The sequence below is a fragment of the Kitasatospora sp. NPDC101155 genome (assembly GCF_044768305.1).
Taxonomy (GTDB): Bacteria; Actinomycetota; Actinomycetes; order Streptomycetales; family Streptomycetaceae; genus Kitasatospora.
Window position 1 is genome coordinate 40,971 of the sequence record NZ_JBIWPN010000017.1, and the last position, 11,749, is coordinate 52,719.

The window sequence follows — 11,749 nt, forward strand, 5'->3', positions numbered from 1 at the left end:
ATCGTCTTCAGGAACGTACTGCGGGAGGTCAGTCGAGAAGCTTCTCCAGGGAGTTCTCCCACTCGTCGAAGAACCCTGTCGGCCACTCGGAGAGCATGCCGTCCTCGCCCATGACAGGGCTGATCACCTCGGCGGTCTGCTCGTGGCGCCGGAAGAAGTGGACGGCCGTGGACGCGGCCGGGATGCGTCCGTCCTTCACGGCGATGCGCAGCCCGTTGAGGACATGGTCGGAGTGGGTCTCCACGATCACCTGTGCTCCGGCGGCGACCGCTGCGACGGCGAGGTAGGCCAGCCAGGTCTGACCCTGCGGGTGGAGGTGCGCCTCGGGGTTCTCCAGGAGGATCAGGGAACCCGGCTCGGCCGACAGGCAGGCGACGACGATCGGCAGGGCATAGGTGAGCCCGAAGCCGACGTTGGTCGGACGGTAGCGGTTGGAGGCGGAGATGCCGGAGCCGAAGCCGTAGCTGAGGCGTACGGTGTCCGTCCCGTCGATGCCCACGGCCTGGAGGTTGACGCCGGGGCAGAGCCGCTGCATCCAGGCCTCGGTCTGGGAGAGGAGCGATGCGGAGTGTTTGTCGTCGAGCCGGAGGGGACCGGCCGCGACGGGGTCGTCCTGGTGGGCCCGCAGGAAGTTGACGGTGTGCTCGCCCCGGGAACCGAGGAATCCACGGCCCACGGTGGCCTGGTGGGAGCGCGGGTAGCTGACGGCCGGGACGATCCGGTCGGCCTTGAGGTACTGGAACCCGGGCTGGAAGAGCGAGCACTCGTCCGCGTCATGAGCGTCCGGACCCATCGGACAGTCGATCATCCTCAGCAGATCGTCCTCACGGCCGTATGCGGCAGTCCAGTCGTAGCGGGTTCCGTCGGACGTCACGGCGAGCGTGATGCTGCGAGTGTCCACGGCGGCCGACTCGTGTCGCACGTACGTGTCGTGTCGCACGTCCTGACCAGTGCCGAGCTCTACGAGTTCACCGTTGAGGAGGAAACCGCCGCTGTCGTCGTAAAGATGGAGAAGCCCGTGGGACTGGCGGAGGAGCGCGAGGGACTGGAGAACGGTGCTCTTGCCAGAGGAGTTCAGCCCGGTGAGAAGCGTGAACGGGGCCAGGGCGATGTCCTGGTGGGCGAAGGCCTTGAAGTTGGTGATGCCAATGTGCTCAAGCATCAAGCGTCTCCTGGAAGATTCGGTCCATCTCGCGGAAGCGAAGTCTCACCTTTCCGACATCGCCGGTGCCGGCCGACACCGCGCCCACGAAGGCGGAGTCGTCCATGAGCTCCATGAACTTCTTCTCCACGACGGACCGGCGGGCTTCGAGCAGGTCGATCTCGTCGGGGCGCATGCCGGCCAGGCTGACCGACTCGATCTCGAACAGGGCCTTGTTGACAGGCGAGCGCCGGTTGTACCCCGGAAACCTCTTCCGGAAGGCGTGTCCGCCGAAGATTCGCTCCGCCGCCCTCATCGAGTGGGCGAACTGGCCGTCCAGGGTGGCGAGTTCCTCCGGTGAGAGGGTGTTGATCTCGTGCATAGCGGACCGGAGGAATCCGTCGAAGTCCTGTGAGGCGTAGGACTCGGGCGAGTTGAGGCTGAACGCCAGGAAGCGAAGGCACATCTCGCGGTCCGACATGCGCTCCGGGGAGACGCTGTTGGACGTCGCACTGAGGAACGGCACAGTGTTGGCGAGCTCGAACAGGAAGGTCCGGGCCCGGCCGGGGATGAGCGCGTGGCGCAGTTCCTGCCGGGTCAGAGGGCGGCCGCCGGTGTTGATCCGGGCGAAGATGTTGAACTTGACTTCCTCCGGCGTGCCGCGCCGGATGAGGAGAACGACGAGTTCGGTCTCCTCGATCCGCGTCTGAAGGCGACCCGGAAGGTCGGCGAAGGAGCACCCGTTGAACTCGGTGAGGTATTCCAGGCCGGTAAGGACGAGAGGCTCGGCGCAGATGGCGTCGGGATCGACGAAGCGCGCGATTGTGGAGAGCCGCTGCACGCCGTCCACGATCGCCCAGGAGTCGTCGTCCACCTCGGCGGCATACAGCGTTGGGAGGGTGATCCGGAGCAGAAGCGACTCGATGAGCCTGCTCTGCGCCTTCGGCGTCCAGATGCCGGCGCGACGCTGGAAGTCCGGGGCGAGGTCCATGGTGTTGCGCCGGATGCGGTTGAGGAGGAGCGAGACCGTGGGGGTACGGGTCTGAACTTCGATCTTGCTGGGATCGAAGGGACTGGCGATCCGCTCACCGATGTCCTCGGACTCGACGCCGGAGCTCCTGCCGCCGTCGTCCAACTCGACGGGGAGCTGTGTCCCCGGCTCGTCGAGCGCGAAGAGGGTTTCCAAAAAGGGGTGCTTGGACTTCCTGCCCTTGGTGTTGTCGGTGTCGGTCACGATCCATCCTCGTTGGGCGTCAGCGGAGTCGGCTCCGGCGGGGACCATCGGCCCGCAGCGATTTCCGCATCCAGACGAGCCTGGAAGTGCGCGTGGGCGGCGCGCATCTCGATCTCACGGTCGGCCTTGTAGAACGGCGCGGTGTATCCCTCGGGCGGCGGGGTCGTGGCGGGACTGGCCAGGTGCGCTAGGAGAGCGGGGTAGGTCTCCTTGGTTTGGCCGTGACCATACGTGTTGTGGTTGCGTGCGATCTTGCGGCCGTTCGCGTCGAAGTACATCTCCGCCTCGTAGTCGGAGAGCACGGGGTACCGAGAGCGATAGATCGCGACGATCTGGTCGGCTGTGATGCCAAGCCATACAGAGACAAGTGCGTCGATTTCGACCAACCCGGCTCTGCGTTCGTATTCAGTGCGAAGGGGGGTCCTGTATTCCCATGCGGGAATCAAGTGCTCTGCAAGAGGTCGCAGGTTCGGCCAGTTGCAATAGGCCCATTCCTCGGAATCCAGCCAGAGTGGACTGAACAACTCTTCCCAAATGGGCGAATAGGCGTTAGTGAGGCAGTTGAGTCGGAGCGTGCGGAGCAGAAGTGGTCCGGCGAGCGGATGATTGGAAGAAGCGGCGGGCATCTTGTGTGCTTCCGCAACTTGAAGATCGGACCGACCTGTAATGCGGAGAAGGTAGTCCAATGGAAGCGAGGCCCAGAATCCCGCATTCAGTGCAGTAGTCCTGTTGTCGCCGAGGAATGTCGAAAGAACAGTGTGAACATGAGCAGGGCCGGGTGGGATGAGCGCCGCAAAGAGGCTGCGCTCATTTGACAGCGGAATCATCCGGCGCCATGCGAGTCGAAAGTGGCTGCTGTACGGACGTCCATTCCACTGATCTTGAATGGAATAGTACTGGTCGGGGTCGCAGGCCTGCACGTAGTTTGTGTTCGGGGTGGCATCGATCGGCAGGTTAGCGAGATCCCAGGGGGTGTAGTCCTGGTTGTTCCTGCAGGGGATATTTGGCTGCTTATTGAATGGGGTTGCGATGCTAAAGTGTGGACCCTGGAGAATTGCTTCGCTGAATGATTCCGACTTCCTTGTCGCCCATTTTATGATTCCCGCCCGACTGCTTCGCGCCTCGTTATATCCGAGGCTGATGCGAGGGTTGAGCGAAGAGAGTCGAACGCTGCACTTGGATAGGGCTCTGATCGCCACCTGCTCGGCAGTGGTTACAGGGTATAGGAGGGGCGCCTCAATTGGGTCGGAGCCGGAAGTCCCGGCCAGGTTGTTCCATTCCGTTAGGAGTGAGTCGTTGACGTGGATGAGGCGTTCTCGGTGGGGGTGAATATCCCATTTTCCGTTGTGCTTAATCCCTGGGAGGCGTGAATCTCCAGAATGGGAGATCGATTCGATGAGTGTGTTGGGATCGAAAATCCAGCTGGCGTGCGTGAATCTCGGGGATTGGCGGGTTCCGTAAATGTGGATCCCATATTCAATCTTGTCTCGAATTTCCGAAAACAGGTACAGCTGATTTGAGAAGTGTGAGTGAAGGCGCAGGTGTCGGTAGGTTTCTGCCCTGAGATGTGCTTCTTGCCTTCCGCTCAGGTGGGTATCCGGGTGGATTAGGCCAGCTGTTCCGGCCCTGCCCAAACCTCTCCAGATGCGGCACATGAACGCCCGATACAGGTCGGGTTGCGTTCCTTCCAGTAGGGAATATGTTGCCCTTGAGCCAAGGAACGACATTAGCCCGGAGTTGGAGGCCAGTTCGTTCAGAAGATAAATCTGGCCCTCGGATGGCCCATCTAGTGTCGCCTGCTTCTGCTGGCTCCATTTGTCGGGCGCTGGCTTCTCGGTGAGCTTGAACCACGGTTCAAGCTCCGCCAAAACCGCGCCCTCCTGCCAGTCGGGTCGAACCCATGGCGGGTTTCCCACCTGAATGTCGTATCCGCCTTGCTTGAATACCTGCGCAAACTCCAGGTCCCAGTGGAAGAATCCCTGATTCTCCGCCACGTCCCGGGCAACTGACGTCCACGGGAAGCGGGACTCCAGCCAGTGAGCGCGGTCCATACCCATGAGGTCGGGCAGCCCGTCCTCGTACGGGGTCAGCTCCTCAAGGGTCTCGAACGCCGACACTAGAGACTCGGGCGGCACCTCGTGCGTGCCGAGCAGTGCCTCAGCGAAGTCGAGCCAATCGTCGAACGACGCGAGGGCGATCACCGAACGGCGTACCTCGCGGATCGCCTCTTTGCGACGGCCAGTGTTACGGCGGCGTTCGGCTGCCTGCCTGGTCAGTTCACCGGACTGACTGACGCCTCCGAAGAGGTCCTCCGCCTCCCAGGACAGGAGGATCTCGGACGAGTCTCCTTCGATTGCCACAGCTACTGGAGCCTCTGGGGCCCGCTGGTACCGGTCTGCGGTGCCGTCCAGCAAAGATGCCTCCTGGACTGGCCAGAACCACAGTGCGCACCATGCGTCCATCAGCGTCTTGAGACGCCAGTACGGGGTGTCGACAGCGAGTAGATCTGCCAGCACCTCTTCTCGCTGTACAGCAACCTCGGGGCTGCGCAGCCAGTCGGCCTCGGCGCCCCACACATCAATGCGGCGGGAAATGTCGCGCTCGGAGATCTCCAGGCGTCGCACCACCAAACTCCACAGGTACTCGGCTCGTCGGGCGAGGCCCTGAAGACGGCTGGTCTGCTTGGCATTGGGAGACTTGGTGATCGCTCGGCGCCATGCGCCCAGCGCCTTTGCGGCCTCGGGTGCGAGTGTCTTGGCCTCCTTCTCGGCCGCGACCGCGCCCCACTCCTTCGCCGGCAGCAGGAAGTGGTGGACCGAACCCTCCGGGAACGGAGTCCCGTTCATTGCGTCTGCCAACGGGAAGCGCTCGGGCGTTGTGCCCAGCCATCCGCCCTTCTTGAGCTTCTCGGCCGGGTACACCTCACGCCGCCCGCCGATGAGCGAGTTGCCCCTTCGCAGGTGCAGGCCGAACCAGGGGGCCTCCATGCCCGGGTGCATGGTGTTCAGCCACAGCGATACCTCGGCCAGCTCGACCGCAGTCTCGTTGAGGTCGACACCGTACGAGTTGTGCAGGGCGATGTAGGCCTTCACCTTCTGCAACTCGACCGGGTACTTCTCCGTGTCGATGGCGACGCCCAGCTCGTCCTGCCGCCGCCGCAGGTACTCGGCCGCTACCTGGTTGATCGCCTCGTTGAGGAACGCGCCCGACCCGAGGGCCGGTTCGCAGATCTTCCAGTCCAGCAGCTCGCGGGCCTCCGTGGTCGTCCCGTCCTGGTCCAGGCGGTGCTGGAGGGTGAGTTGCACGGTGACCTTGGTCAGCGACTCGGGCGTGTAGTACGACGCCGAGGTCTGCCGGTCGCGGCCCGACAGGCGGTAGACGAACTCGCCCGGGGCGTACTTGGCCGGCACCTCCTCGCCGGTGTCCTCGTCCCGGGTGCGCACGAACACGTTGTCGGGGTACTCGTCGACCTTCGACCTCGGGATCAGCCACGACCCGTCCTTCGGGTCCCCGCCCTTCGCGACCTCGTACAGCTCCTTGTCCGACACGAAGCCGCTGTACGACATCAGCCCTTCGTACACCGCCCCGAGCTGGTTGATGCCCAGCTGTGCGTACGAGATGAAGCCGCCGCGCTCGCCCTTCCGGCCCTTGGTGAGCATCAGCAGGCGCAGCACCTTGTACAGCGTCGCGTTGCGCAGACGTGTGTCGAGGTAGCGCTCCTCGCCCGTCTCGTCGGCGTCGAAGCGCGGGTCGGGGACGGAGTCCTTGCCGATCAGCTTGATGGACTCGGGCTCGAACAACTTGGAGTGCAGCGGCTCGAACCGCAGCCCCACATCCTCCGAGGCCTTCTCCTCCACGACCCCATGCGTCCGCCGAGGCCGGTAGCCGTCCTGGACCCTGCCGAACAGCAGGTCCAGCGACTCGTACAGGTAGAACCCGCGCCGCGACTTCTCGTCCACCAGGTCCCGCTCGGCGACGAGTTCACCGAGCCGCCCGAGCCCGTACCCCTGCTGGTACTCGGGGTAGTCCGCCGGCAGGATGCCCAGCTCCGGCCGGGCCTCCGCGTACAGAAGGAACAGGATCCGGTACAGATACCGCAACGACTCCCGCGTCAGCTGCTTCCCCAACTCGGGGAGCTCCATGACGTCCTCGGGCCGCACGCCCTCGTTCTCGCGGATGCGCTCCAGCACCTCGTTGGCGATCAGCTCGACGCTCAGCCGCAGGCCGTCCCGCAGGTCGCTCGACACACCCACCGCATGCTTGGTGGACTTGTCGACCAGCTCCGCGAGCGGGTTCTCGCCGCCCGCCTCCGGCGTGCGCAGCGAGTCCGCGCCGAACAGCGCGGCCACCGTGTCGAGTTCGCCGCCGGCCTTGGTGTCGTTGCGCTCCAGCGCACCGTCGAGCGAGACCGCGAGGTAGCGGCCCTCGCCCCAGGTCATCCGGTCGGCGAGGATGACGACACCGCCCACCAGCAGCAGCACGTACCGGGGCGCGTCCTCGCAGGCGAACAGGAACGAGGCGAGCTTCGACCCGGTGGCGACGGTGTGCTGCCCGTCGAGCGCCAGCGGTTCGAGCAGGCGCCCCGGGCCGTCAGGGTCCAGGGCCGCGTCCGGCTCGGCCGCCCAGCCGCAGTCCAGCGCGATGAGGCCCTTCTCGCTGTGCGCGACCCGCACCTGGTGCGCCTGGTCGGCCCGCTCGACCGTGATGGTGCCGGGCTTGGCGTCGTAGCCGAGGGCCAGCAGCACCCGCGCGTTGAGTGTGCGCACCCCCTCGCGCCAGGCAGGGGAGCCGTAGGTGGCGGTGTCGTCGTCCGCCAGGATCTGGCCGTCATCCGCCGCCTCCGACACGGCGAAGCCGGCCCGCGAGCGGAAGTAGGGGCGGCGCAGCGCCCGCAGACCGGCCCTCGGCGTGACCGGCAGCGCGTCCGGGTCCTGCTCCGCATCGTCGGAGGAGGCCGCGGCCTTTGCCGCCTCCTCGCGCTCCTTCCACACGCTCAGCAGCCCGGACTTGAGGTCCTTGGGCAGAACTTCGGCCAGGTAGTGGGCGGAGAAGTAGTCGCCGCGGTTCACCAGGGAGTCGTACGTCATTACTGCTTCTCTCCGGGGTCAGACGGCCTGGAGCGGCGTGGGGGCGAGGACGGCGAGGACGCGCAGGAGCGGGCGGCCGGTGGTGAGCAGCGAGTCGGCGATGCCGGCGAGCCGCTGCTTGGTGCGCTCGCCGGCCAGGGTCGGCTGCTCCCACTCGCCGAGGCGGAGCCGGTAGCTCTCGATCGGTTCGCGCAGCGGCTCGTCCCAGGCCTCCCGGTGGTGCTCCAGGAAGGCCTCCGCCCGTTCCAGCGCGGCGGGGATGCCGTCCTGCAGCCGGTCGACGGGCCAGTGCTTCAGCGGGTTGGCCATGGTGGGGCCCACGCCGGAGCGGCGGAGTATCGCCACCATGTCGTCGTCGACGGCGCCGTCCCGCGTGACCGCCATCCACTTGACCACCGTCGGCCGGCCGAGGGCGTTGGAGTAGACGCCCTGGATCAGGTACGTGGGTTCGGCGACGTCCGCGGTGACCACCAGGGCCTCCTGGCGCCCGAGGCGTACCAGCACCTTGTCGGTCAGCCACTCCACCACCGGGTGGAGGTCGGTGAGCAGCGAGATCTCCGGCCAGCTGGAGGTGGAGGACTCGCGGGCCCGCTGGAGGGAGTGCTCGGCGAGGCGGCGGTTGAGGGTGACGAGCAGGCGCTCGCGCAGCCGTTGCTCTCGGACGTAGTCGAGCGGGAGCGCCTTGAGCCGGTGGACGAGGTCGGCCGGCGGGCGGAAGGAGATCAGGCCGGAGGTCTCGTCGCGGTCCATCTCCAGGCTGCTCTGGGCGTCCGGGAAGACCTCGCGCAGGGCCTCGTCCAGGAACTCCCGGGTGGAGGCGAACAGACGGGGGACGTCGGCGCGCGGCACGGAGGTGTCCTCGCCGGTGGGCTCCTCGCCGACCGAGTCGAAGAAGTCGGCGAGGAAGTCGTCCATGCCGTCGGCCTCGTCGGCCTGCGGGCGGTGCGCTGCCAGGGACTCCTCCACGGTGCGGCCGCGCAGCAGGTCCTGGATGAGCGACTTCTCCTCCGCCTCCGCGCGGTAGAGGCCGGTGACGGCCTCCGCCGTGCCGAGCTTCTGGTGGGCCTCGCGCTCGCGGTCGAGCAGGCGCTCGGCGACGAGCGTGTCGTCCTTGGCTCCCTCGACCTCGCTGGTGAGGATCAGCGCGCGGAACTCCGGCGGGCTGGCCTGGCCGTAGCGGTCGATGCGGCCGTTGCGCTGTTCGATGCGGATCAGCGACCAGGGCACGTCGTAGTGCACCAGCTGGCTGCACTGGCGGTGGAGGTTGACGCCTTCGGACGCGACGTCGCCGGTGAGCAGGACGCGCACGGGGGTGTCGGCGAGGCCGAAGTCCTCGACGCACTGCATCTGCTGCTCGTCGCTGAGGCCGCCGTGCATGAGGCGGACGGCGCCTTCGGCGGCCCGGCCCTTGAAGCCGAGGGCGGCAGGGAGGACGGAGTGCAGCCATTCCAGGGTCTGTACGCGCTCGGAGAAGACGACGACGCGGGTGTCGGAGCCGGGCTTCACACCGATCGCCCGCAGCTCGGAGACGAGCGCGCCGAACTTCGCCGAGTCGGTGTCGGACATCGCGCCCGCGAGGTCGCGCAGCCGGAGCAGGGCCTCCCGCTCAGCGGCCACCGCGGACTGGATCTCCTTCTTCTCAAGGGTCTTGATGCGCGTCTCGACCGTCGCCTTGAGAGCTGCGGGCGAGGAGAGGAAGGACTTGAGCAGGGTGTAGGGGAAGAGCGGTACGTCGCTGACCGACTTCCGGCCGTCGGAGGGCAGCCAGACCTCGGCCAGCTCCTCGAAGACCTTCTCCTCGGCCGGTGTGGCCGCGCAGCGGACCGATCGGGAGGGGCCGCGGTCCGCCCACTGCCCCTTCATCTGCTCGCGCACCTCTTGGCTGATCTTGGTGCGGCGGATGAAGAGGTGCTTGATGTCGTCCGCCCGGTAGTTCTCCGGGTCGCGGATGGCCGCCGGGTCGAGCAGGCCGATGAGCTCGGCGAAGGACTTCGCGTCGCCGTTGTGCGGGGTGGCGGAGGCGAGGATCAGGGCGTCCGTGCGCGGGGCCAGGATCTGGGCGAGCTGGTTGCGCAGCGAGCCGCGGTTGATCAGGTTGTGCGATTCGTCGATGACGACCGCGTCCCAGCTGATCCGTTCCAGGTGGTGCTTGTACTGGTCGGTGTTCTTCAGGGTGTCGATCGAGACGATCACGCGCTTGAAGTAGGTGAAGGGGTTGCGGCCGGCCGGGATCTCGCGCTGGATCCGTTCGATGCCGACCGAGTCCAGCCGGATCAGCGGGATCGCGAAGCGCGTCCACAGCTCGTGCTGGAACTGCTCCAGCACGTGCTGCGGGGTGACGACGAGGATGCGGTCCCCGCGGCCGCGCCGGATCAGCTCGGCGAGGGTGAGCCCGATCTCCAGGGTCTTGCCGAGCCCCACCACGTCGGCGATCAGCATCCGGGGCCGCAGGTTGCGCCCGGACAGCGCGAGTTCGGCCGGGCGCTGCTGGTAGGGGAGGGGATCCAGCAGGAAGGAGTCGGCCAGGGCGAGGCCGCGCTCGGACTGGGGCAGGGCGGTCCGCCGCAGCACGGCCTCCAGGAAGAGGCGGGAGCGGCGGAAGTTCGGCGAGTCGTCGGCGACCAGCTTCGTCTGCCGGGGGTCGACCAGCTCGATCTCGTCAAGGGCGGTGAAGAAGACCGCCTCCTGGTCTCGGACGAAGTCCGAGACGCCGACCACTTCGACCCGGGCGCCGTCGTGTTCGGTGAGCGAGCTGTTCCGCACGAGCCACACTTCGTCCCGAACGAAGACCTGCGCGCCCGCCGGATACGGGTCCTCCACGGTCCCGGTCGGTTCGGCGCTGCTCAGCTCGGGGGTCACCCGCTGCCTCCTGTGTTCATCGTGCTGTGCGGTGGTAGCGGCCGTCCTCCAAGAGACAGCGCACCAGGTGAAGAGCTTACGGCGAGTGAGGGGAGAGGATCGGGCCTCGTTCAGAACGGGGCCTTGGCCGCGTAGACCTCGCGCAGCTGTTGAGCTGTGCGACGGGCCTGCAGCGATCGCCGGGGTGCGCGAGGCGCTGACGCCGAGGGCGGGGCAGACGCCGGTCCGGGGGCGTCGGCGGGTGCGGCTGCCGCTGCGGGGACGTCCTTGAGCGTCGGGGTGTAGCCGGGGCTTTCGTTCGGTGTGGGACCCGGCGGTGGGGCGACGGCCAGAGCCGGGACAGGAACCGTGGTTGCGTCGGCCGGGGCAGGCGGGAGGAGCTGCACGGTTCGGGCCGTCGACTCAGACCCGGGAGCCGGATGTCCTGCGGTCAGAGCTGTCAGCCGTCGGCGGGCCTGGGCGACCTTGAGGCCCTGGGCCTCGATGACGGCACGGAACTCCTTGACTACGGACGGCAGAGACGGCCGGTCCTTGGCCTCGTGGGCCAGCATCGAGGCCAGGATCGGTGACAGCTCGGCCGGGACGCCGGTCAGGTCCGGGGGCGTGTCCGGGTCGGTGACCATGTGGAACAGCACATGGACGTTGGCCGCCTGGTACGGGTACCGGCCGGTCAACGCGAAGAGGAGGACCGCGCCCAGCGCGTACGCGTCGACCGCCTCCGTGAGCGGCTTCACGCCGTTGGCCTGTTCCGGCGCCATGCACATGGGTGTGCCGACGACCGTGTTCGGGGCGGTGAGGGAGGAACCCGACTCGGCGAACACCGCGAGGCCGAAATCGATGATCTTGGGGCCGTTGGGCCCCAGCAGGACGTTCGCCGGCTTGAGGTCCCGGTGCAGCAGTCCCTGCTTGTGCACCAGGGCGAGGGCCTCGGCGAGGGTCGCGCCGAGCGAGGCCACCAGGACGGCGGGGAGCGGGCCGTACGTGTCCAGGTGCTTGCGGAGATCGGCGCCCTCGACGTACTCCGTGGCCAGCCACGGTGGTTCCGCCTCGGGATCCGCGTCCAGGAAGGCCGCGACCCGGTTTCCCCAGACGGTCTTGAGGATTTCGATCTCCTGGGCGAAGCGCAGCCGGGTCTCCGAGTCGACCAGGGAGGGTTTGATCACCTTGACTGCGGCCTGCTCCCCGCCAGGGGACTCACCGAGGTACACCTGGCCCATGCCGCCCTGACCGATCCGGGCGAGGAGTTCGAAACCGCCGATCTCGGGCGGGTCCTCGGGGCTCAGGGGAGTCGTCGTGTGCACGCCCGTCCTCGTCGTGGTGCTGATCGGAGACCTACGTGGCCACCGTAGTGGACCCTGCTCGGTCAAGCGGGTGGATCGGAAGACGTGGTCTCGGGTCCTGTTCTCTTCCGAAGCCCTTCAGCGCAGC

Annotated in this window: 5 protein-coding genes; all 5 read right to left on the reverse strand. The window is 67.0% G+C overall.

The window, feature by feature from the left end; all coding sequences use genetic code 11:
* Window positions 1–28: 28 nt before the first annotated feature.
* The 5 genes from ACIRYZ_RS25090 to ACIRYZ_RS25110 all read right to left on the reverse strand — a co-directional run bounded on the left by ACIRYZ_RS25090 (window position 29) and on the right by ACIRYZ_RS25110 (window position 11,622).
* Entirely contained in the window at window positions 29–1,162 is a 1,134-nt protein-coding gene (locus ACIRYZ_RS25090) for a DUF3696 domain-containing protein (RefSeq protein WP_402947873.1), read from the reverse strand.
* The gene (locus ACIRYZ_RS25095; RefSeq protein WP_402947876.1) at window positions 1,155–2,375 is read right to left on the reverse strand and encodes a DUF262 domain-containing protein; all 1,221 of its coding nucleotides are present in this window, start codon (window positions 2,373–2,375) and stop codon (window positions 1,155–1,157) included. Before ACIRYZ_RS25095 ends, ACIRYZ_RS25090 begins: the two co-directional genes overlap by 8 nt.
* Window positions 2,372–7,462 (reverse strand): class I SAM-dependent DNA methyltransferase, encoded by a 5,091-nt coding sequence (locus ACIRYZ_RS25100; protein WP_402947879.1) that lies wholly within the window; start codon window positions 7,460–7,462, stop codon window positions 2,372–2,374. Before ACIRYZ_RS25100 ends, ACIRYZ_RS25095 begins: the two co-directional genes overlap by 4 nt.
* A gap of 18 nt (window positions 7,463–7,480) precedes the next feature.
* The gene (locus ACIRYZ_RS25105; RefSeq protein ID WP_402947881.1) at window positions 7,481–10,321 is read right to left on the reverse strand and encodes a helicase-related protein; all 2,841 of its coding nucleotides are present in this window, start codon (window positions 10,319–10,321) and stop codon (window positions 7,481–7,483) included.
* Between the two features lie 110 nt (window positions 10,322–10,431).
* The gene (locus tag ACIRYZ_RS25110) at window positions 10,432–11,622 is read right to left on the reverse strand and encodes a protein kinase (protein ID WP_402947884.1); all 1,191 of its coding nucleotides are present in this window, start codon (window positions 11,620–11,622) and stop codon (window positions 10,432–10,434) included.
* Window positions 11,623–11,749: the final 127 nt, after the last annotated feature.